This window comes from Enterobacter sp. EGD-HP1 (genome assembly GCF_000733275.2).
Classification (GTDB): Bacteria; Pseudomonadota; Gammaproteobacteria; order Enterobacterales; family Enterobacteriaceae; genus Enterobacter.
On sequence record NZ_AVOP01000037.1, the window covers coordinates 144,915 to 165,922 of the forward strand.

At 56.0% G+C, this 21,008-nt stretch carries 18 protein-coding genes and 1 tRNA gene; 9 read left to right on the plus strand and 10 right to left on the minus strand.

The features are described from left to right. Nucleotides 1-34 precede the first annotated feature (34 nt). Nucleotides 35-472 carry a hypothetical protein gene (locus tag N037_RS23100; RefSeq protein ID WP_032643783.1) on the minus strand — a complete coding sequence of 146 codons (438 nt, stop codon included), beginning with the start codon at nucleotides 470-472 and terminating at the stop codon, nucleotides 35-37. A gap of 908 nt (nucleotides 473-1,380) precedes the next feature. Between N037_RS23100 and N037_RS23105 the strand changes: the two genes are divergently transcribed. Then, complete coding sequence (locus N037_RS23105; RefSeq protein WP_032643785.1) at nucleotides 1,381-3,000, plus strand: ABC-F family ATP-binding cassette domain-containing protein; 1,620 nt, start codon at nucleotides 1,381-1,383, stop codon at nucleotides 2,998-3,000. Between the two features lie 38 nt (nucleotides 3,001-3,038). Here the strand turns inward: N037_RS23105 and N037_RS23110 are convergent, their stop codons facing one another. Continuing rightward, a complete protein-coding gene (locus tag N037_RS23110; RefSeq protein ID WP_032643787.1) occupies nucleotides 3,039-3,326 on the minus strand; it encodes an HTH-type transcriptional regulator in 288 nt (95 codons plus the stop codon). Between the two features lie 331 nt (nucleotides 3,327-3,657). On the opposite strand from N037_RS23110, the gene N037_RS23115 reads away from it, so the two are divergent. Both N037_RS23115 and cspE read left to right on the plus strand, forming a co-directional pair. Beyond that, the gene (locus tag N037_RS23115) at nucleotides 3,658-4,368 is read left to right on the plus strand and encodes a DUF3053 domain-containing protein (RefSeq protein WP_023334083.1); all 711 of its coding nucleotides are present in this window, start codon (nucleotides 3,658-3,660) and stop codon (nucleotides 4,366-4,368) included. Nucleotides 4,369-4,615: 247 nt separating this feature from the next. Then, nucleotides 4,616-4,828, plus strand: coding sequence for a transcription antiterminator/RNA stability regulator CspE (gene cspE, locus N037_RS23120; protein WP_003860775.1), 213 nt, complete (start codon nucleotides 4,616-4,618; stop codon nucleotides 4,826-4,828). Between the two features lie 58 nt (nucleotides 4,829-4,886). On the opposite strand, the gene ghrB is transcribed toward cspE, so the two are convergent. From ghrB to N037_RS23150, 6 genes are all read right to left on the minus strand, one after another. Continuing rightward, nucleotides 4,887-5,861, minus strand: coding sequence for a glyoxylate/hydroxypyruvate reductase GhrB (ghrB, locus tag N037_RS23125; RefSeq protein ID WP_032643789.1), 975 nt, complete (start codon nucleotides 5,859-5,861; stop codon nucleotides 4,887-4,889). A 26-nt stretch (nucleotides 5,862-5,887) separates the two neighbouring features. After that, entirely contained in the window at nucleotides 5,888-7,168 is a 1,281-nt protein-coding gene (locus tag N037_RS23130; protein ID WP_023334085.1) for an MFS transporter, read from the minus strand. A gap of 119 nt (nucleotides 7,169-7,287) precedes the next feature. Then, the gene (locus tag N037_RS23135; protein ID WP_032643790.1) at nucleotides 7,288-8,226 is read right to left on the minus strand and encodes a sugar kinase; all 939 of its coding nucleotides are present in this window, start codon (nucleotides 8,224-8,226) and stop codon (nucleotides 7,288-7,290) included. A 3-nt stretch (nucleotides 8,227-8,229) separates the two neighbouring features. Continuing rightward, nucleotides 8,230-8,979 carry a sugar phosphate isomerase/epimerase family protein gene (locus N037_RS23140; protein WP_032643792.1) on the minus strand — a complete coding sequence of 250 codons (750 nt, stop codon included), beginning with the start codon at nucleotides 8,977-8,979 and terminating at the stop codon, nucleotides 8,230-8,232. A gap of 103 nt (nucleotides 8,980-9,082) precedes the next feature. Beyond that, the gene (locus N037_RS23145) at nucleotides 9,083-10,099 is read right to left on the minus strand and encodes a LacI family DNA-binding transcriptional regulator (RefSeq protein ID WP_032643794.1); all 1,017 of its coding nucleotides are present in this window, start codon (nucleotides 10,097-10,099) and stop codon (nucleotides 9,083-9,085) included. 141 nt (nucleotides 10,100-10,240) lie between these two features. Further along, nucleotides 10,241-10,903: an OmpA family lipoprotein gene (locus N037_RS23150; protein ID WP_023334089.1), complete on the minus strand. Its 663-nt coding sequence runs from the start codon at nucleotides 10,901-10,903 to the stop codon at nucleotides 10,241-10,243. A gap of 212 nt (nucleotides 10,904-11,115) precedes the next feature. On the opposite strand from N037_RS23150, the gene N037_RS23155 reads away from it, so the two are divergent. Beyond that, on the plus strand, nucleotides 11,116-13,395 hold the full coding sequence (locus N037_RS23155) for a molybdopterin guanine dinucleotide-containing S/N-oxide reductase (RefSeq protein ID WP_050511276.1): 2,280 nt from the start codon (nucleotides 11,116-11,118) through the stop codon (nucleotides 13,393-13,395). Here the strand turns inward: N037_RS23155 and N037_RS23160 are convergent. Both N037_RS23160 and tag read right to left on the minus strand, forming a co-directional pair. After that, nucleotides 13,358-13,804: an N-acetyltransferase gene (locus tag N037_RS23160; protein ID WP_032643798.1), complete on the minus strand. Its 447-nt coding sequence runs from the start codon at nucleotides 13,802-13,804 to the stop codon at nucleotides 13,358-13,360. The two genes, N037_RS23155 and N037_RS23160, sit on opposite strands and share 38 nt — an antisense overlap. Then, nucleotides 13,782-14,363 carry a DNA-3-methyladenine glycosylase I gene (gene tag, locus N037_RS23165; protein ID WP_023334092.1) on the minus strand — a complete coding sequence of 194 codons (582 nt, stop codon included), beginning with the start codon at nucleotides 14,361-14,363 and terminating at the stop codon, nucleotides 13,782-13,784. Before tag ends, N037_RS23160 begins: the two co-directional genes overlap by 23 nt. Before the next feature lie 162 nt (nucleotides 14,364-14,525). Between tag and N037_RS23170 the strand changes: the two genes are divergently transcribed. From N037_RS23170 to dppA, 5 genes are all read left to right on the plus strand, one after another. Beyond that, nucleotides 14,526-15,224 carry an autotransporter domain-containing protein gene (locus tag N037_RS23170; protein WP_023334093.1) on the plus strand — a complete coding sequence of 233 codons (699 nt, stop codon included), beginning with the start codon at nucleotides 14,526-14,528 and terminating at the stop codon, nucleotides 15,222-15,224. 238 nt (nucleotides 15,225-15,462) lie between these two features. After that, the gene (locus tag N037_RS23175) at nucleotides 15,463-16,665 is read left to right on the plus strand and encodes an L-lactate MFS transporter (protein ID WP_023334094.1); all 1,203 of its coding nucleotides are present in this window, start codon (nucleotides 15,463-15,465) and stop codon (nucleotides 16,663-16,665) included. A 239-nt stretch (nucleotides 16,666-16,904) separates the two neighbouring features. Next, a complete protein-coding gene (gene eptB, locus N037_RS23180; protein ID WP_023334095.1) occupies nucleotides 16,905-18,599 on the plus strand; it encodes a kdo(2)-lipid A phosphoethanolamine 7''-transferase in 1,695 nt (564 codons plus the stop codon). A gap of 91 nt (nucleotides 18,600-18,690) precedes the next feature. Further along, nucleotides 18,691-18,767, plus strand: a tRNA-Pro gene (locus tag N037_RS23185). Nucleotides 18,768-19,387: 620 nt separating this feature from the next. Then, nucleotides 19,388-20,995: a dipeptide ABC transporter periplasmic-binding protein DppA gene (gene dppA, locus N037_RS23190; RefSeq protein WP_023334096.1), complete on the plus strand. Its 1,608-nt coding sequence runs from the start codon at nucleotides 19,388-19,390 to the stop codon at nucleotides 20,993-20,995. The last annotated feature ends 13 nt before the right edge of the window (nucleotides 20,996-21,008 follow it).

The following is a 21,008-nucleotide window of genomic DNA, read 5'->3' on the forward strand; positions in this document are numbered from 1 at the left end:
GTAGGCCGGATAAGCGCAGCGTCATCCGGCAGGTTTAGCCGATCGCGATTGTGCCTTCGTCTGACTGCAGCCAGCGCGGTGCCTTCAGCGTATCGGCAAAGTAGCTGACCAGTTCGCACAGCAAATCTTCCATCACGATTTCAGATTGTCGCGGCAGTGAGCCGTTCATCAACATCTGCGTAATCTCCTGACAATAGCGCCCCAGCTGATCGCATTCGGGTTCGAAAGCCGGAACGCGTGACGGGAGTTCCTTCACGATCAGGCTGGCTTTTAAAGCGTCCGGAACAGGATCCAGAAGCGTGGGTTGCAGAAGATTCAGACAGGCATAGAGTCTGCCGTAAAGCGCCATTTTGTGGGCACGTTGTTCGCAATCTACAATTGCGTCGGTAAAACGTTCGCAGTTATCCGCCAGTTCGGTGAAGTCGGTGGCGTGGTTGAAGGGCAGGGTGAATAAAGAGTCAGTCAATGACATAAAATAACCTCAGTGAGTGGTATATCTTCCGCCACGGGAGGTTCCAGGCTCGCTGGTGGCGGAACCGAACAAGGTTGGAACGACTGGCCTCACTGACACCAGCGCGCTTTGCAGCGCCCCTGTCCGGCCCGCCATTGAGATGCAACAGGCCGTACGACACAGAGCCTGTGTCGCCAGTGAAGTGATTCAGGGTTCCAATCCCGGCACCTGATTTTGCAGGTGCGAAGAGAACTTACTGCTCATCAAAACAGGCGGCAACAGATTTGAGCTATACCACTGAGGATATTACCATTTCTGGAAAGAGACTCGCAAAATTACCGCAATGAAAAGCATACTGCGGGCAGAGGTCTTACAGCGACGCTATGGTCCGGCTGTAAATCGCTGAGGCGTTTCCTGCAGGCCGGGGCGAGGCGCATGGATGCGCCGAGAGGGCGGGCTTTACAGGGATGTTACCTCCGCCCGTCCCCGATAAGCCGGAAGGAATAAGCCGAAGGTACCGCGTAGCGGCGATTTACCGCCGGGAGCCCGGGTAGCCAGGGTGGTGGCGACTGAGCCACCCTGGCACGTTCACGGGTATTGTCGTTACAGAGTAGCAAGGAACATAAAGTGAACGGAATGACCACCAGAGCCGTATGCTTCCCCTCACCCCAGCCCTCTCCCTCAAGGGAGAGGGGGCCGTCTGTGCAGGCAATATTTGGTGGGGATCCCTCAGCCCAAAGGGAGAGGGAGTATAAAATCGTCCAAAATTTAACCTTGAAACCGTCAATACATTACCGCTATCCTTATCCCGTTAACTTTCTCGCGCCGGAGTGCCCCCCAAAAATGAACAAACACGACTGATGAATTTCGATCCTTGCTAAACGCCACCGCGTCGGCAGGGGATGTTTTGATTTCATTCAGGAGTGCTTATGGCTCATTTTGCGCAGTCCCCTTCTTTTATTTTGCATCAGGTCACCTGTCAGTTTCCGACGGGCGATATCCTTTTTGGTCCGCTGAATCTCACGCTGGAACCCTCCCTGTGCGCGCTGGTTGGCCGCAACGGCAGCGGGAAAACTCGTCTGCTGCGTCTGCTGGCGGGGCTGGACGAACCGGCTACCGGCCATATCGAACGCTTTGGCTCGCATGCCTGGGTGGCGCAGCAGCACGTCATTTCTCCGCAGACGACGCTTGCTCAACTGCTCGGGTATGACGCGATTTTTACGGCGCGTAAGCGCATCGACAGCGGCGATTACCAGCCTGACGATCTGGAGCTGCTTGACGGCCACTGGGATGTTGCCGAGCGCCTGCGCGAGGCGTTTATCAATGCGAAACTCCCACCGTTTGACCCGGATAAAACCGCCGCTGAGCTCAGCGGCGGCGAGCGCATTCGCGCCCTGCTGTGCGGGGCGTTTACGGCTGAAGCGGATTTCCTGCTGCTGGACGAGCCCACTAACCATCTGGATCGACAAGGCCGGGCGTGGTTCTACGACCAGCTCAGTCGTTTTCAGGGCGGCGTGCTGGTGGCCTCCCATGACCGTGAGCTTCTGGGGCAGGTGCCGCGTATCCTTGAGCTGAGCGCCTCGGGTCTGCGCAGCTACGGCGGGAATTATGCTGATTATCAAACCCAGCGCGATGCCGAACAGCAGGCGGCCCGCGCGGCGCTGGAACATGCAGCTACCGAGCGCAAACGCACCCGGGCACGCATGCAAAAAGAGCATGATGACAGCCAGCGGCGGTCGGCAAAGACATTGCGCACCGTCGATACCCTGAATATTGCCTCGTTTGAGCGGGTCAAATACAAAGGTGCGGCAAAGGAGCGGATCGGCTCCTGGAAAAAACAGCACAGCGTGCAAAATGAAGCCCTTAATGCCGCGGTAAACAAGGCGCGTGAACGCGTTGAAGAAGATAGCCCGGTCATTTTCACCCTGCCGGGGAGTCAGATCCCGGAGGGGAAGCAGGTGCTGGTGCTGGAGGATCTGCTGCTGCCGCATGTGCCTGCTCCTCCGCTCAACTGGCGGATGGACGGACCGATGCGCGTGGCGTTAAAGGGACCGAACGGCTGCGGCAAATCGACGCTGTTAAAAATCCTCCTCGGCGAGATCGCCCCCCGTTCAGGGACGTGTAAGGTTTCCGTCAGCTGTGCTTATCTCGACCAGCATTTGTCACAACTTGATCTTTCGCAGTCGGTCATGACGCATCTCAACCTGAGTCATACGCCTCTGGAAGAGGGGGTATTGCGAACCCGTCTGGCGCAGCTTCAACTGGGTGCCGACAAAGTCACGCTCCCGCTGGCGGAGCTCAGCGGGGGCGAGCGTCTTAAAGCCGCCCTGGCCTGCGTGCTGTGGCGCGCGGAGGCCACGCAGCTTCTGCTGCTGGATGAACCGACCAACCATCTGGATCTGGCCTCAGTCCAGGCCATTGAAGCGGCGCTGGCCGGTTTCCCCGGGGCTCTGCTGGTGGTATCACACGATGAGATTTTTTTAAGAGGCTTAACGTTAACGCATGAATGGGTATGGGAAGAGGCGGGCTGGCGTTGCGAGAGCCTTTAAACACAAGCCCCCGCAGAGGCGGGGGCGTTCAAACTTGACTACGCTATCTGTTTGCTGAGTGCAGGGTTGGCCTGAATCAGGCGCATCAGCCTTAACTCGGTTGGGGTGGGTTTCTCACGTTTTGACTCCCACTCCTGCACCATAGTTACGCTGACACCCATCGCTCTGGCGAATTCTTCCGTTTTCAGCCCCGTCCCTTTGCGCAATTGCTCATATTCTGTAAAGGGATTGGATTTTTGTTGCAGGGTAATCGTCTGCGGTACATCTTTAAAAATGATCTGTTCCAGACTGCTCAGCAGCTCAAACTCAGGATCTTTATATTCCATTGAGGACTCCTCTTAAATCTCACATCGTGATCAAGAACATCAGAGAGCCAGTTAAGAATAGTCCCTAATACCAACCCAGGATCGTCACGGGTGTGATTAATCGTGCGGTAACGATCGCTTTACCCGATTCAGCAATATGGACAGTTATGCTAATTCCCTGATTAGTCATGTGTCGGCTTCGGCAGGTATTTTTTTGTAAATGGTAAGAAATAAATCGGCAATAGCCGTTTTGCATGAAAAGAGTATCTTGCAAGGCTGACCTGGACTATCCTTGTCAGCGTCGGGCACGCGTGTGCCGGTGTGCGCTTTTTTGGGTGAAAGGAGTAATAAAATGGCGACAGGAAAGTCCTGCTCTCGCTGGTTTGCGCCTATTGCGGCGTTGTTGATGGTTGTTAGCCTGAGTGGGTGTTTTGATAAAGAAGGCGATCAGCGCAAAGCGTTTATCGATTTTCTGCAGAATACAGTGATGCGCAGCGGCGAGCGGTTGCCGACGCTGACTGCGGATCAGAAAAAACAGTTTGGCCCCTTCGTGTCCGATTACGCCATTCTTTATGGTTATTCACAGCAGGTGAGCCAGGCGATGGATTCCGGTATCCGCCCGGTAGTGGATAGCGTGAACGCCATTCGCGTTCCGCAGGATTATATGACGCAGCGCGAACCGCTTCGCCAGTCCAACGGTGCGCTTGGCGTGCTGAGCCAGCAGTTGCAGAATGCGAAAATGCAGGCTGACGCGTCACGTTCTGCGCTGAAGCAGGGCGACGATCTCAAACCGGTCTTCGACAAAGTGTATGAGAAAGTGGTGACCAAGCCTTCTGAAGCGCTGCAACCGCTGATTCCGGCCGCGCAAATCTTCACGCAGCAGCTGGTTCAGGTGGGTGACTTTATTGCCCAGCAGGAAGCTCAGGTGAGCTTTGTTGCTAACGGCATTCAGTTCCCAACCTCGCAGCAGGCAAGCCAGTACAATACGCTAATTGGGCCGCTGGCCTCCCAGCATCAGGCCTTTAGCCAGGCCTGGAGTGCCGCCGTCACGGCCACAGAATAAACCAAAAAAACCCCGCTTCTGGCGGGGTTTTTTTATGCATATTGAAAATAACGCTTGTCATTCCTCTACCACATCGGTATAACTATTCCCGTCGGTTTGTTACACAGACCTAAAGCAGTTTAGTAAAGCAGTCCAGATTGTTATCCATAGATACCCTTCGTAGTGACCCTTCCTTCATCGCTTAAAAATCTGTAACGCAATCCATCAAGCCGGAAGGCACAATATATTTGTTAATAAGGTAATTTCTATGTCTGCTAAAATGACTGGTCTGGTAAAATGGTTCAACGCTGATAAAGGTTTCGGCTTCATCACTCCTGACGATGGCTCAAAAGACGTGTTCGTACACTTCTCTGCTATCCAGAACGATGGCTACAAATCTCTGGACGAAGGTCAGAAAGTGTCCTTCACCATCGAAAGCGGCGCTAAAGGCCCAGCAGCTGGTAACGTTGTAAGCCTGTAAGCTTCCAACCCAGTAGCACAAAATTCAAAAACCCGCCTTCTGGCGGGTTTTTTCGTTTCTAACGTTGCACCTGCGGGTTCACGCAGTTTATCTCCACCTCTCCGCTAAGGGCGGCGATGAGATTATCGACCGCAGTGGCCGCCATGTTGTAGCGCGTCTCATGGGTGGCTGAGCCGATGTGCGGCAGCGCAACCACGTTAGGCAGCGAAAGCAGCGGGGAATCCACCGGCAGCGGCTCCTGCTCAAAGACGTCCAGACCTGCTGCATGGATCTCACCATTCTGCAGGGCCTCAATCAGCGCCTTCTCATCCACCACCGGGCCGCGACCCGCGTTGATGAAAATGGCTGACTGCTTCATTTTCTTAAACGCCTCTTTGCCAATCAGATGACGCGTTTCGTCCGTCAGCGGCAGAACCAGGCAAACAAAATCAGCTTCCTGCAGAAGGGTATCCAGCTCGCAGTAGCGCGCGTTGAAGCGTTCTTCGGCTTCACCGTGATGGCGACGCGCGTTATACAGAATCGGCATGTTAAAGCCAAAATGCGCGCGCTGCGCCAGTGCCAGCCCGATACGCCCCATGCCAACAATGCCCAGCGTTTTGCCGTTAACGTCCACGCCGAACCAGTCCGGACCAATGCTTTTTGTCCATTCTCCCGCTTTCACGCGCTCGGCGACTTCCACCACGCGACGGGCCGTGGTGAGAACCAGCGCCATCAGCGTGTCGGCCACGGTTTCCGTCAGGGCATGTGGCGTATGCATCAGCAGGATCTTGCGGGCATTGAGGGCATCCACGTCGAAGTTGTCGTAACCCACGGAAACGGTAGAGGTAGCACGAAGCTTCGGCATTTTCTCCAGCAGGGCGACATCCACTTTCTCGCTTGAACCCAGCAGGCCTTCGGCGCTGGCGAACGCTTCGGCGTGCTGTGCCACGGTTTCCGGGCTCAGGTTCTTCACCTGCGTGACGGTGAAGTGTTCTTCAAGGCGTTTCTGCAGATCTTCCGGCAGTGCTTTATACAAAATGACGGACGGCTTCATGCTAATCTCCGTTGATTTTTAAGGATTCAGGCGTGGCGAGCGCCGACAGGGTGTTGTTGATTATTAGCAGGCTTAACAATCAGAGTAAGCCACACGGAGGCGAAAAGCGCCACCCCCATAAAGATGTACGATGCGGATGGACTGCCGGTAGCACCGTTCAGGTAACCGACGAACCAGGAGCCGCAGAACGAACCCAGCGCACCCATACTGTTAATTAATGCCATCGCGCCACCCGCGACGTTACGCGGCAGCATTTCCGGGATGATGGCAAAGAATGGTCCGTACGGGGCGTACATGGCGGCACCGGCAATGACCAGCAGAGCGTAAGAGGCCCAGAAGTGATTCGCACCGACGGCCCAGGAGCCAATGAACGCAAAGGCAGCGATCAGCAGCAGCGGCCAGACAAACAGCTTACGGTTCTGCAGCTTATCCGATGCCCATGATGCGACGATCATGGCGATGGTCGCGGCCAGATACGGTACCGAAGAGAGCCAGCCCACTTCTACCATGCCGAGGTTTTCGCCGCCGCTGCGGATAATCGACGGCAGCCACAGCACAAAACCGTACACGCCGATGCTCCAGGTAAAGTACTGCGCGCAGAGCAGGATCACGTTGCGCGAGCGGAAGGCTTCACCGTAGTTGCGAACCGCCTTCAGACCTTGCTGTTCTTTATCCAGCTGTGCCTGCAGCGCCGCTTTTTCATCTTCGGAAAGCCATTTCGCCTGGGCAGGTTTATCTTTCACCAGCACCCACCAGCAGAATGCCCAGATCACTGCCGGGACCCCTTCGATGATAAACATTTCGCGCCAGCCGAAGGACTGGATCAGGTAACCAGATACCACCGACATCCACAGCACCGTGACCGGGTTACCGAGGATCAGGAAGGTATTCGCGCGCGAGCGTTCAGATTTGGTAAACCAGTTGCTGATGTAGATCAGCATTGCCGGCATGACCGCCGCCTCAACGACGCCGAGGATAAAGCGAATGGCGGCCAGGGCAGGAATATTGTTCACCACGCCGGTCAGCGACGCGCAGGCGCCCCACAGGATCAGGCAGACGAAGATCAGCTTACGCACGCTGCGGCGTTCCGCATAGATAGCGCCGGGGATCTGGAAGAAGAAGTAGCCCAGGAAGAAAAGGGCACCCAGCAGGGAGGAGATACCTTTGGTGATGCCAAGGTCTTCGGTGATCCCTGCCGCGGACGCGAAGCTGAAGTTAGCACGGTCAAGGTACGCCAGGCTGTACGTGATAAACACGATTGGCATGATGTACCACCAGCGTTTTACTGCATTGGTCGAACTGTTCATAGGCTTGCCTCTGTTGTTGAGGTTGTTACCGCCGTTGTCTGTAGGGTACACGGTGGTTTGTTTTGTTGAGTGCGATTTATGCCCCTCACCCCGGCCCTCTCCCCGGGGGGAGAAGGAATTTAAACGCCGAGCTCTGCTCGCGTGGGTAATCCTTCGCTGTCGCCCTGGACCTGAATGGCCAGCGAGCCAATCTTGTTGCCCCGCGCCACGGCCTGCGGCAGCGTTTTGCCTTCCAGCAGGGCGCTAATCACGCCCACGGCAAAACCGTCGCCCGCGCCGACGGTGTCGACTACGTTCTCAACCTTCACCGCCGCGACCGCGCCCTGTTCGCCGTTGGCCGTCTTAAACCATGCGCCGTCGGCACCGGTCTTCAGCACCACCGCTTTTACGCCTTTATTCAGGTAGAAATCGGCAATGCCTTCCGGCGTGCTTTCACCGGTCAGGATCATCCCTTCTTTCAGGCCCGGGAGAACCCAGTCAGCGTGGAATGCCAGATAGTTGAGCTTCTCGACCATTTCCGCTTCGCTTTTCCACAGCACCGGGCGCAGGTTCGGATCGAAAGAGATCGTTTTTCCCTGGGCTTTCAGCGTGGCTGCCGCATGATCCAGCAGCTCATACGAGCTGGCAGAGAGCGCTGCCGCCACGCCGCTCAGGTGCAGGTGGCGCGCGGAAGCGAAATAGTCGGCGTGATAATCCGCGACAGAAAGGTGGCTTGCGGCGGATCCTTTGCGGAAATATTCCACGATGGGATCGGTTCCATTTTCGACCTTAGATTTAAGCTGAAAGCCGGTAGGGAAGCGTCCGTCGAGGGTGACGCCTGCGGCATCAATACCTTCTTTTTTCAGCGAGTCGAGGACGAAATGGCCAAAGCTGTCGTCCCCCACGCGGCTGACCCAGCCGACGTTCAGGCCGAGACGCGCCAGGCCGGTCGCGACGTTCAGCTCTGCGCCTGCCACGCGTTTGATAAAGTGCTCCACCGCGCTCAGCTCGCCCGTTTCGGTGGCGACAAACATCGCCATGGCTTCGCCGATTGTGATGACATCCAGCGTCTTGTGCATGGTTTACTCCTCGCGCAGCAGGTTGACGTAATGGCGGGTAACGGCGGTTAAATCCGTCCCTTCCAGCGGGAACTCGATACCGCGCGGGGCATCGGCAGGCAGCTGGCCGAGCAGATCCAGCCAGCGCGCATCGGCGTGGTCCGGTGCCACGGCGCGGAAGTTATCTTTATGCGGCACGGCGGCTTTCACGTGGATATAGCTCACCGCTGGGGCCAGATGACGCGCGGCTTCTTCGGGGGAATCACCGACCCACAGCCAGTTGCCCATGTCGAAGGTCAGCGTGACGGGCAATGCCATTTCCCGACAGGCGGCCTGGAAGCGCTGCATGGGGGCGAGCTGTCCGCAGTCGGTCTGATCGTTCTCCACGACCAGCGCCATGCCGCTTGCGTTCAGCAGGGTACGCAGGGCGTCGAGAGGCTGCGCGTCGCGGAAATGGCCCAGGGAAACCTTCAGCCACAGGGCGTTCAGGGTGCTGGCCTCAGAGAGATAGCGGGTCAGGTCCGGGTTGAGGGTGCCGTCGGGCATAAACAGGGCGGCGGGGGCGGAGTAGCACGCCAGCAGGCCGAGCAGCTCAATGGATTCTCCCAGCGCAGGCAGCGCGAGCAGCTCTTCGCTGGTGAACAGTTCCCGGCGGATCTCCACGCCGTCTGCCCCCGCGCCTGCAATAACGGGCAGCATCGCCCGCTGACCGCCCGCATGTCGCACCTGTTCCGCACCGTACGCGGCGGTGACCACCATAATTTTCCTGCCCATCTTCGGACTCCATCGCAACATATCAATACTATTACGCTAGATGGAACCGGTTCCAAAGAAAAGGTCAGGATGTCGAATTTATGATCGGTATCACAAGGGAAAATTAACGCGCCGTGGAGCCGCGAACGATCAGCTCGCCGGAGAAGACCTGCTCGCGAACGGCATCGCTGGTGCCTTCAATGCGGCGAACCACTTGTTCAACAGCAGCATAGCCAATCTGCCAGGTGGGCTGTTTGAGTGTCGTAATGCCGACGCCCGCCAGCTCCGCCCACTCCAGTTCATCAAACCCCAGCAGACCGATGTCGCTGCCCCAGTGCAGGCCAATGCGCTTGAGCGAGCGGGCAACCTGAAGCGTCAGCGCCCCGTTGGCGGAGATAACGGCTTTGCGCATCCCGCGATGGCGCGTGTGGAACTGACGCAGGGTGTTGTCGAGCTGCCCGGCTTCGTGAAGCGGCGTTTCGGCATTTTCGGCGATCACGCCGGGATATCGCTCCAGCGTGGCGCGAAATGCGCTCAGACGTTCGCGACGGGTGTTGACCATGCCTAGCGGTTCACTCAGAAACAGAATGGCCTCGAAGCCCTGGTCGATCAGGTGCTCGGTGGCGGTCGTGGCGGCCTGGGTGTTATCCAGCCCGACCATATCGCAGGCAAATTCCGGAATTTTACGGTCGATGAGGACCATGGGCAGGGAGGACTGCTGCAGGCGGTTTAACCCCTCTTCACGCATGCCCACGGCGTTAACCACAATCCCTTCGACCTGGTAGCTGCGCAGCAGGTCGAGATAGTGCAGTTCCTGATCGACTTCGTTGTTGGTATTACAGACCAGCGGCGTGAACCCCTTCTCGCGACAGGCGGCTTCGATACCGCTGAGCACGTTAACGGAATAGGGATTGGTGATATCGGCGATGATAAGCCCGATAAGGCGGGTGCGGCCGCGTTTGAGCCCGCGCGCCATGAGGCTGGGGCGGTAGTCGAGATCGGCAATGGCCTGTTCAATTCGCGCCAGCAACGCGTCGGACAGCAGGTGTTTCTCACCGTTAAGGTAGCGCGAAATGCTGGTTTTACCGGTTTTGGCGGCTTTCGCCACGTCGCTGATGGTGGCCCGGGCTGGTTTGCTCATCGCTGATTTCCCTGAATTTAGTGAGAATACCTTAGCGGGAAAATCGGACGAATCAAGTCATTTGCCCGGTGGCGCTGCGCTTACCGGGCCTACATGCTGAACGTAGGCCGGGTAAGGCGAAGCCGCCACCCGGCTTAATGATTACTGCACAGGACTCAACGTAATCTCAACGCGGCGGTTCTGCGCTTTGCCTTCCGCCGTGCTGTTGCTGGCGATAGGGTTGGCAGGGCCCATGCCGCTGGTGCGAATGCGGTTCGCTTCAACGCCCTGGGTAATCAGCGAGCTGGCCACGGCGTCGGCGCGCTGCTGGGACAGACGCATGTTCAGATCCTGACTGCCGGTGCTGTCGGTATAGCCCATCACGTTCACGGCGGTCTTGTTGTACTCTTTCAGCACCATTGCCACGCCGGTCAGCGTGTTCGCGCCCGCAGGCTTCAGCGTTGCGCTGCTGCTGTCGAAGGTCACGTTGTTTGGCATATTCAGGATGATGTTATCCCCGCTGCGCGTTACGCTCACACCGGTACCCTTCATTTTGTCGCGCAGCTTCGCTTCCTGCACGTCCATGTAATAGCCTACGCCGCCGCCCAGCGCCGCGCCCGCCGCTGCGCCAATCAGCGCGCCTTTGCCGCGATCTTTCTTGGAGGAGGAGAGTGCTCCAACGCCTGCGCCGACCAGCGAGCCGATACCTGCGCCAATGCCGGATTTACCCGCTTCGCGCTCACCGGTATAAGGGTTGGTTGTGCAGCCAGAAACAGCCAGTGCACCGCTCACCAGAGCGGCAATAACGAGTACGCGTTTTTTCATCTTCTTTCCTTAATCCTTTTTATTCTTTGCCACGGCGAGCGTGGCAGTTGATTATGACGTCCAGATACGGAGAAAATTCCGGGTATAACTCTGAAATTTGTGACAAACCATAAACTGCCTCAGCAAGAAGGCGGTAAAACCTGCACGCAACCAGGAGCGCACGCTTGAGCACCTCAACGAAAACCATTCTGACCGCCGCCCACTGGGGGCCGATGCTGGTCGAAACCGACGGCGAAAATGTTCTGTCGTCCCGCGGGGCATTACCAACCCAACATCCCAACTCGTTACAGACCGTCGTTCGCGATCAGGTGCATAGCAAAACGCGCGTTCGCTGGCCGATGGTGCGTAAAGGTTTTCTGGCCTCGCCGGACAAGCCTCAGGGTATTCGCGGTCAGGATGAGTTTGTTCGCGTGAGCTGGGATGACGCGCTGGCGCTGATCCACGCCCAGCACAGGCGTATTCGCGACAGTTACGGGCCGTCGTCCATTTTCGCCGGCTCCTACGGCTGGCGTTCTAACGGCGTGCTGCATAAGGCCTCGACGCTGCTGCAGCGCTACATGAGCCTGGCGGGAGGCTATACCGGTCATCTGGGTGATTACTCCACCGGCGCGGCACAGGCGATCATGCCGTACGTCGTCGGGGGGAACGAAGTGTACCAGCAGCAGACCAGCTGGCCGCTGGTGCTGGCGCATACCGACGTGGTGGTGCTCTGGAGCGCTAATCCGCTTAACACACTGAAAATTGCCTGGAATGCCAGCGACGAGCAGGGCATTGGATATTTCGACGCGCTGCGCAAAAGCGGCAAGCGCATCATCTGCATTGACCCGATGCGCTCTGAAACCATGGATTTCTTCGGCGACAGCGCCGAGTGGATTGCCCCGCATATGGGCACCGACGTGGCGATGATGCTGGGTATCGCTCATACGCTGGTTGAAAACGGCTGGCACGACGTTGAATTCCTGACGCGCTGTACCACCGGCTTCGATAAATTCGCCGACTACCTGACGGGTCAATCCGATGGGGTAGCAAAAACGGCAGAGTGGGCGGCAAATATTTGCGGCGTTACTGCTGATAAAATCCGCGAACTGGCGGCGTTATTCCATAAAAATACCACGATGTTAATGTCCGGCTGGGGGATGCAGCGCCAGCAGTTTGGCGAGCAAAAACACTGGATGCTGGTCACCCTTGCCGCAATGCTTGGGCAGATCGGCACGGCGGGCGGAGGTTTTGGTCTCTCCTATCACTTTGCAAACGGCGGTAACCCAACGCGTAAAGCGGCGGTGCTGGCGTCTCTGCAAGGCTCGGTGCAGGGGGGCGTGGACGCCGTGGATATAATCCCGGTGGCGCGGATCGTTGAAGCCCTGGAAAACCCCGGCGGTTTTTATCAGCACAATGGTCTGGACCGCCACTTCCCGGATATTAAATTTGTCTGGTGGGCGGGCGGGTCGAACTTCACGCACCATCAGGATACCAATCGCCTGATCCGCGCCTGGCAGAAGCCGGAGCTGGTGGTGATCTCAGAGTGTTTCTGGACCGGCTCGGCTAAGCATGCAGATATTGTGCTGCCGGCGACCACCTCGTTTGAGCGTAACGATCTGACCATGACCGGCGACTACAGCAACCAGCATATGGTCCCGATGAAGCGTGTAGTGGCCCCGCGCGATGAGGCACGTGATGATTTTGACGTGTTTGCTGAACTGAGCGAGCTGTGGGAAGCGGGCGGCCGCGCGCGTTTCACCGAGGGGAAAACTGACCTAGAATGGCTGGAGACCTTCTATCAGATTGCCGGACAGCGCGGCGCGGCGCAGGGCGTGACGCTTCCGCCCTTCGCTGAGTTCTGGGAGGCGAACCAGATCGTCGAGATGCCGGAGAGCGAACAGAACGCGAAGTTTGTCCGCTTTGCCGATTTCCGCCGCGACCCGGAGAGCCACCCGCTGAAAACCGAGAGCGGAAAGATCGTGATCTACAGCGAGCGCATCGCCAGCTTCGGGTATGCCGACTGCCCGCCACACCCTATGTGGCTCGAGCCGGACGAGTGGCACGGCAACGCCCAGCCGGAACAGCTGCAGGTGCTGTCTGCGCATCCCGCGCACCGTCTGCACAGCCAGCTTAACTATACGTCCCTGCGCGAGCAGTATGCGGTCGCCGGGCGAGAGCCGATCACGCTGAATACCCTCGATGCGAAAGCGCGCGGGATTGCGGACGGCGACGTGGTGCGCGTCTGGAACTCGCGCGGGCAGGTACTGGCAGGGGCAGTGGTGAGCGACGGGATTAAACCGGGCGTGCTCTGTATTCATCAGGGCGCATGGCCCGATCTGGAGCCCGCCGAAGGCGGTATTTGTAAAAACGGGGCGGTTAACGTGCTGACCAAAGATCTCCCCAGCTCGAAGCTGGGGAATGGTTGCGCAGGGAACACGGCCCTGGCCTGGGTCGAGAAATATCAGGGACCCGAGCTTACCTTAACGGCGTTTGATCCGCCTGCCAGCTCATGATCCACGTCGGGTGCTGGGTATCATCCTGCCAGGCGCTGTCTTCAATGCGAAAGCCCTGAGCATGGTAGAAATTCACCGCCCGAACATTTTTCTGGTACACCTCCAGCGTTAAGTGCGGGAAGCGCTGTTGAACGTGGTTCAGCAGCGCGCGCCCGATGCCTTTCCCGATGTATGACGGCGCCACAAACAGGGCGCCGACAAACTGAGACTGCATCACGCTGATAAATCCGCAAGGTTCGCCATCCTGTTCCCAGACCCAGGTTTCCGCCGACGGCAGGTAAACGTCCCGCACCATCGCCTCGTTCTCTTTCCAGTAACCCGGCTCGATAAACGGATGCGCCTCCGTGGTGCTTTCAAGCCACAGGCTCAGAAGCGGTGCGGTATTCTCACTTTGCCATTTGCGGATCATGATGGTCTCCCGGATGACAGAAGCAGCCGGTAACGTGATCGTTGACCAGGCCACAGGCCTGCATAAAGGCGTAGCAGATGGTGGAGCCGACAAACTTAAAGCCGCGTTTTTTCAGGGCCTTCGAGAGGGCATCCGAGGCCGGGGTAGAGGCCGGGATTTCCGCGAGCGTGGCGGCCTGGGTGACCTGCGGATCGTTGTTCACAAACGACCAGACAAAATCTGAAAACGATTCGCCGTTTTGTTCCATCGCCAGGTAAGCGCGTGCGTTACCGATGATGGCCTGAATCTTACCGCGATGGCGGATGATGCCGGCATCCTGTACCAGGCGTTCCACGTCTTCATCGGTCATCGCGGCGACGGCGACAGGATCGAACTGGAGGAAGGCGTTGCGGTAGTTTTCGCGTTTCTTCAGTACCGTAATCCACGATAACCCCGCCTGCTGGCCTTCCAGGCAGATCATCTCAAAGAGTTTTTTGCCATCCGTTTCCGGCACGCCCCATTCCCGATCGTGATAGTCGATATAAAGCTGATCCTGGCTTACCCAACCGCAACGTTCCATCCGTCATCTCCCTTATTGATACTGATTTCGCAAAATTTTCATTCTGTCTGGCTTGACGTGTTTACTATAAAGACAATAGTTAATACAGGGCCATGTGCTCTATAAGCTCTTCCTGAATAACGACAAATATCGCCGAATTCGGCTCTCTCTGGGGTCGCGTTGATGATGATAAAAAAAATCAGTGGTCGCCATGCTGCTTCTGGCCTGGTGGGGATTTCAGCCTGCCTGTTTTTTTGTAATTCAGCGTCTGCCTGGCAACAGGAATATATCGTTTCAGACGCCCAAAATAATACGGCGGAACGCTATACATGGGACGCGGATCACCAACCGCGTTATGAGGATATTCTCGCTGAGCGTATTCAGTCTTCACAAAATGCGCCAGGCCTTGCCCTGAATGTGCCGTCAGGCAACACGGTGGATGGGGCGATGAGCGTGGGCTGGAATTTTCCGGTTTCAGCACGTATCACCACCGGCCCGGTGGTGGCGTGGCGGTATGACGGCACGACTCCCATGATGGTCAACGAGTTTGGTGATAGCGCATCGACGCAGGCACTTACCGACCCGCTCTGGCATGCCAGCGTGAGCACGCTGGGGTGGCGCGTGAATACCCAGTACGGGGATCTCCGTCCCTGGGCGCAGATCAGCTATAACCAGCAGTTTGGTGAAAACCAGTGGAAATCGCAGTTTGGTATGCCGCAAACGCCGGCCCCTGCCCAAAGCGGTAGCTGGATGGATGTCACCGTGGGAACGGATATTCCCTTTAATACACACATGGCGGCCTATGCGTCGCTGGCTCAGGGTGAGCATACCACCATCGGTGAGGAGTTTTTATACACCCTCGGCGTCAGCGCGAATTTCTAGTGTTGTTACTTTTTTAAACGTTACGATAACATTTAGAATACAACAACCACGGGCATTGTAGCGATAGCGGGTACTAACACGCTGTCGCTTTATTCCCGAACCAGGCCATTCATTCCCGATTCCAGGCATTTCATTCCGCTCCGCCTGCATTTCATGCCGTTTCCCCCCAGGCGTATTAAGGTTTTGTTTATCGTTGTCCTCAGCGAACTTCCTTAATTTCTCTTGCAGGACAACTGCCATGAACACATCAACTTATAACCGCACGCGCTGGCTTACGCTCTTTGGCACCATCGTTACCCAGTTTGCGCTGGGGTCGGTCTATACCTGGAGCCTGTTTAACAGTGCGCTTTCCGACAAACTTGGCGCACCGGTCAGCCAGGTCGCGTTCTCCTTTGGTCTGCTGAGCCTGGGTCTGGCGATTTCGTCTTCCGTCGCGGGCAAGCTGCAGGAGCGTTTCGGGGTGAAGCGTGTGACCATGGCGTCCGGCATACTGCTGGGTCTGGGCTTTTTCCTGACGGCGCATTCCAGCAACCTGATGATGCTGTGGCTTAGCGCCGGCGTGCTGGTGGGCCTGGCCGATGGCGCAGGTTACCTCCTGACCCTGTCGAACTGCGTGAAGTGGTTCCCGGAGCGTAAAGGTTTAATCTCCGCGTTTGCCATCGGATCCTATGGTCTGGGCAGCCTCGGGTTCAAATTTATCGACTCTCATCTGCTGGCGTCCGTTGGCCTCGAAAACACCTTTATGATCTGGGGCGCCATCGTGCTGGTGATGATTCTGTTCGGTGCCACGCTGATGACCGATGCGCCGCAGCAGGAGGTCAAATCCGTTAACGGCGTGGTGGAGAACGACTTCACTCTCGCGCAGTCCATGCGTAAGCCACAGTACTGGATGCTGGCGGTGATGTTCCTGACGGCCTGCATGAGCGGACTGTATGTTATCGGCGTGGCGAAGGACATCGCGCAGGGGATGGTGAAGCTGGATGCGGCCACGGCGGCGAATGCGGTGACCGTGATCTCCATTGCTAACCTCTCCGGTCGTTTGGTCCTCGGTATTCTGTCTGACAAAATTGCCCGCATCCGCGTGATTACGATTGGGCAGGTGGTTTCGCTGGTCGGCATGGCGGCGCTGCTGTTCGCTCCGCTGAATGAGGCTACCTTCTTCGCGGCGATTGCCTGCGTGGCCTTTAACTTCGGCGGCACCATTACCGTCTTCCCGTCACTGGTGAGCGAGTTCTTTGGCCTGAACAATCTGGCGAAAAACTATGGCGTGATTTATCTCGGCTTCGGCATCGGTAGTATCTGCGGCTCGCTGATTGCCTCTCTGTTCGGCGGGTTCTATGTGACCTTCTGCGTCATCTTCGCCTTGTTGATTATCTCACTGGCGCTATCCACCACGATTCGCCAGCCGCAGCGCGAAGTATTTAAAGAAGTACATGCATAAGCTGTATGAAAGAGGCCATTGCGGCCTCTTTTTTGTTTATGTGAGAGGCTTCCCGTCTCGATATTTTGTAAAAATTTACACCGATCACACTCTCTGCTGCCACTTTTCTCTCCCGCTGTGGTCTACTTACCGCGCTTGTAGACGTTTCTCATAACGCTTCCTTACGCATTTACTTACTCTGTCCGCTTTCTCGTTGAGATTCGGCGGGTCTTTATACCCCTTCCCCCAGGGTTGTTTGCATGAAATACATTAGGTCTCTTACCCAGCAACGTTTGTGTCTGATGCTGGCTGTCTATATCGGTTTGTTTCTGAATGGCGCGGTGCTGTTCAGAAGAGTGGAAGGCTATTTTGAACACCTCACCGTAAGCAATGGGATATTCGCCGCGATTGAAGTGTTTGGCTCTGTTCTGGCTACCTTTTTCCTGTTACGCCTGCTCTCTCTCTTTGGCCGCCGAACCTGGCAAATTTTAGCCTCGCTGGTGGTGATTATTTCTGCTGCCGCAAGCTATTACATGACGTTTATGAACGTGGTCATTGGCTACGGTATCGTTGCCTCGGTGATGACCACGGATATCGATCTCTCGAAAGAGGTGGTTGGGAAAGGCTTTATCGTCTGGACGATCTTAACCTGTCTGATCCCGCTGTTCTTTATCTGGAGCAATACCTGTCGCTATACGCTTTTACGCCAGCTGCGTACGCGTGGACAGCGGATCCGCAATATCGTCGTCGTCCTGCTGGCCGGTCTGCTGGTATGGGCGCCTATCCGCCTGATGGAAACGCAGCAAAAACGCGTCGAAAAAGCGACGGGCGTCGATATGCCAAGCTATGGCGGCGTGGTGGCAAACTCCTATTTGCCGTCTAACTGGCTGTCAGCGTTAGGTCTGTATGCCTGGGCGCAGGCGGATGAATCCAGTGATGTGAAGTCTCTGATCAATCCACTGAAAAAATTCACCTACCAGCCGCCAGCCGACGGGATTGATGATACATACGTCGTCTTTGTCATTGGTGAAACGACGCGCTGGGATCATATGGGTATTCTCGGCTATGACCGGGATACCACGCCAAAGCTGGCGCAGGAAAAGAACCTGGTGGCTTACCGTGGCTACTCCTGTGATACCGCAACCAAGCTCTCGCTGCGCTGTATGTTTGTGCGTGAAGGCGGTGCAAGCGATAACCCGCAACGCACGCTGAAAGAACAGAACGTGTTTGCCGTGCTGAAGCAGCTTGGATTTAGCTCAGACCTGTTCGCCATGCAAAGTGAGATGTGGTTCTATACCAACACGCTGGCAGATAACATCGCGTACCGCGAGCAGATTGGCGCCGAGCCGCGTAACCGCGGTAAAAACGTCGACGACATGCTGCTGCTGGAAGAGATGTCGCAGTCCCTCAAGAACCATCCACAGGGCAAACATCTGGTTATTCTGCATACCAAAGGGTCGCATTACAGCTATTACCAGCGCTACACGCGTGATTTCGCGAAGTGGCAGCCTGAGTGCGTGGGCATTAATAAAGACTGCAGCAAGCAGGAGCTGATCAACGCCTACGATAACTCGGTGCTGTATGTGGATACCTTCCTGAGCCGCGTGATCGACCAGCTGCGCGATAAGAAAGCGATTGTGATTTACGCGGCAGACCACGGTGAATCCATCAACGAGAAAGAGCATCTGCACGGTACGCCGCGCAAGCTGGCACCGCCTGAGCAGTTCCGCGTGCCGATGATCATGTGGATGTCGGATAAGTATCTTGAAAATCCAGAGAAGGCGAAGATGTTTGCTCAGCTGAAGAAAGAGGCGGAGATGAAGGTGCCGCGTCGTCACGTTGAGCTTTACGACACCATTATGGGCTGTCTCGGCTACACCTCACCGAACGGTGGGATTAACGAAAACAACAACTGGTGTAAACTCCCTGATAATACCGCAAAAGCCGCGCAGTAGCTGCTCTGGCGAGAATATCGCCAGTTGATTGTCTTTTTGAAAATAAGGGATTGACGGGGGCGCACCTCAGCAGTAAGATGCGCTCCGCATTCGGCGAGTAGCGCAGCTTGGTAGCGCAACTGGTTTGGGACCAGTGGGTCGGAGGTTCGAATCCTCTCTCGCCGACCACATTCTGAAAAGGGCTAACCGCAAGGTTAGCCCTTTTTGCATTATGACCTTAGCCCGTCAGACTAACCAAAACGCCCCTTACACACGCTTCTGCCTATCTGTTAACGATTTTGTGACATAATCCATTGTATTTTTTTATATATAGATTGATCTTTTTTCGCGTTGCTTATGGATAACCTCAGCATTTTTCGCTGTGCGTTTTAACGTTCGCGGTATTTAGTGCTCAGATAATCACCATTCTGCAAGAAAATTTACCCATTCTGAATAAAAGTTAATCACTGATTGTTGCGAAATATGAAGAGACTTGTGCTGCAAGATAGCGAGTAGCATAAATTTCCCTGCTGAAAACTGGTATACATAGTTTTTTTAATCTTTGTTTGCGGTTTCTCACACTCAGCGTAAATCCCCGTCACCTGTATTGACGTTTTCACATTCTGTTGACAGATTGTAGGGCATGAGGGGCATTTCAGGGACGATCTGCGCTGCAACTCAAACGCTCTTCTGAAAGGATTCTCCATCCCTTTAAAGCCTTCGGGCATCACCGACCGGACCGGGTAAAAAATAAATAAAGGTCTGGCGGCGTAACACAACAAAGCAAAACATCACATTGGAGCAGAATAATGAGTATTTCCTTGAAGAAGTCAGGGATGCTGAAGCTTGGTCTGAGCCTGGTGGCTATGACCGTGGCAGCAAGCGTACAGGCAAAAACCCTGGTTTACTGTTCTGAAGGCTCGCCGGAAGGCTTTAACCCACAGCTCTTTACCTCTGGTACAACTTACGACGCAAGCTCTGTACCGATCTATAACCGTCTGGTTGAATTCAAAACCGGTACCACGGAAGTGATTCCGGGTCTGGCCGAGAAGTGGGACGTCAGCGAAGACGGCAAAACCTATACCTTCCACCTGCGCCAGGGCGTGAAGTGGCAGGACAGCAAAGAATTCAAACCAACGCGCGACTTTAACGCCGACGACGTTGTGTTCTCCTTCGACCGTCAGAAAAACGCCCAGAACCCGTACCACAAAGTGTCTGGCGGCAGCTATGAATACTTCGAAGGGATGGGTCTGCCGGATCTGATCTCTGAAGTGAAAAAAGTGGACGATAATACCGTTCAGTTCGTGCTGACGCGTCCGGAAGCGCCGTTCCTGGCTGACCTGGCCATGGACTTCGCCTCTATTCTGTCCAAAGAGTACGCGGACAACATGCTGAAAGCCGGTACGCCGGAAAAAGTCGACCTGAACCCAATCGGTACCGGTCCATTCCAGCTGCTGCAGTACCAGAAAGATTCCCGCATTCTGTACAAAGCCTTCGAAGGCTATTGGGGCACCAAGCCGAAGATTGACCGTCTGGTCTTCTCCATCACGCCTGATGCGTCAGTGCGTTATGCAAAACTGCAGAAAAACGAATGCCAGGTGATGCCGTACCCGAACCCGGCTGATATCGCCCGCATGAAGCAGGACAAGAACATCAACCTGCTGGAGCAGGCTGGCCTGAACGTGGGCTATCTCTCCTTCAACACCGAGAAGAAACCGTTTGATGACGTGAAAGTGCGTCAGGCGCTGACCTACGCGGTGAACAAAGAAGCGATCATCAAAGCCGTTTACCAGGGCGCTGGCGTTGCTGCCAAAAACCTGATCCCACCAACAATGTGGGGCTATAACGACGACGTTAAAGATTACAGCTACGATCCTGAGAAAGCGAAAGCGCTGCTGAAAGAAGCGGGCCAGGATAAAGGCTTTACCGTTGAGCTGTGGGCGATGCCGGTACAGCGTCCGTATAACCCGAACGCACGCCGTATGGCGGAAATGGTTCAGGCTGACTGGGCGAAGATTGGCGTACAGGCCAAGATTGTGACCTACGAGTGGGGCGAGTACCTGAAGCGCGCCAAAGCGGGTGAACACCAGGCGGTAATGATGGGCTGGACCGGTGATAACGGGGATCCGGACAACTTCTTCGCCACCCTGTTCAGCTGCGCGGCGGCGAAAGACGGTTCTAACTATTCTCGCTGGTGCTACAAGCCGTTTGAAGACCTGATCCAGCCGGCGCGTGCGACCGACGATCATAACAAACGTATTGAACTGTACAAGCAGGCTCAGGTTGTTATGCACGATCAGGCTCCGGCGCTGATTGTTGCCCACTCCACCGTGTACGAGCCAGTGCGTAAAGAAGTGAAGGGTTACGTGGTTGATCCACTGGGCAAACACCACTTCGAAAACGTATCGGTTGAATAATAAGTAGGGTGTT

What these genes read in the sequence shown, in the direction of transcription:
- dppA (WP_023334096.1), top strand. Translation starts at nt 19,388, where the DNA reads ATGAGTATTTCCTTGAAGAAGTCAGGGATGCTGAAGCTTGGTCTGAGC.
- N037_RS23130 (WP_023334085.1), bottom strand. Translation starts at nt 7,168, where the DNA reads ATGAACAGTTCGACCAATGCAGTAAAACGCTGGTGGTACATCATGCCA.
- N037_RS23175 (WP_023334094.1), top strand. Translation starts at nt 15,463, where the DNA reads ATGAACACATCAACTTATAACCGCACGCGCTGGCTTACGCTCTTTGGC.
- N037_RS23115 (WP_023334083.1), top strand. Translation starts at nt 3,658, where the DNA reads ATGGCGACAGGAAAGTCCTGCTCTCGCTGGTTTGCGCCTATTGCGGCG.
- N037_RS23100 (WP_032643783.1), bottom strand. Translation starts at nt 472, where the DNA reads ATGTCATTGACTGACTCTTTATTCACCCTGCCCTTCAACCACGCCACC.
- N037_RS23105 (WP_032643785.1), top strand. Translation starts at nt 1,381, where the DNA reads ATGGCTCATTTTGCGCAGTCCCCTTCTTTTATTTTGCATCAGGTCACC.
- cspE (WP_003860775.1), top strand. Translation starts at nt 4,616, where the DNA reads ATGTCTGCTAAAATGACTGGTCTGGTAAAATGGTTCAACGCTGATAAA.
- N037_RS23135 (WP_032643790.1), bottom strand. Translation starts at nt 8,226, where the DNA reads ATGCACAAGACGCTGGATGTCATCACAATCGGCGAAGCCATGGCGATG.
- N037_RS23160 (WP_032643798.1), bottom strand. Translation starts at nt 13,804, where the DNA reads ATGATCCGCAAATGGCAAAGTGAGAATACCGCACCGCTTCTGAGCCTG.
- eptB (WP_023334095.1), top strand. Translation starts at nt 16,905, where the DNA reads ATGAAATACATTAGGTCTCTTACCCAGCAACGTTTGTGTCTGATGCTG.
- N037_RS23170 (WP_023334093.1), top strand. Translation starts at nt 14,526, where the DNA reads ATGATGATAAAAAAAATCAGTGGTCGCCATGCTGCTTCTGGCCTGGTG.
- N037_RS23110 (WP_032643787.1), bottom strand. Translation starts at nt 3,326, where the DNA reads ATGGAATATAAAGATCCTGAGTTTGAGCTGCTGAGCAGTCTGGAACAG.
- N037_RS23145 (WP_032643794.1), bottom strand. Translation starts at nt 10,099, where the DNA reads ATGAGCAAACCAGCCCGGGCCACCATCAGCGACGTGGCGAAAGCCGCC.
- tag (WP_023334092.1), bottom strand. Translation starts at nt 14,363, where the DNA reads ATGGAACGTTGCGGTTGGGTAAGCCAGGATCAGCTTTATATCGACTAT.
- N037_RS23140 (WP_032643792.1), bottom strand. Translation starts at nt 8,979, where the DNA reads ATGGGCAGGAAAATTATGGTGGTCACCGCCGCGTACGGTGCGGAACAG.
- N037_RS23155 (WP_050511276.1), top strand. Translation starts at nt 11,116, where the DNA reads ATGCTGGTCGAAACCGACGGCGAAAATGTTCTGTCGTCCCGCGGGGCA.
- ghrB (WP_032643789.1), bottom strand. Translation starts at nt 5,861, where the DNA reads ATGAAGCCGTCCGTCATTTTGTATAAAGCACTGCCGGAAGATCTGCAG.
- N037_RS23150 (WP_023334089.1), bottom strand. Translation starts at nt 10,903, where the DNA reads ATGAAAAAACGCGTACTCGTTATTGCCGCTCTGGTGAGCGGTGCACTG.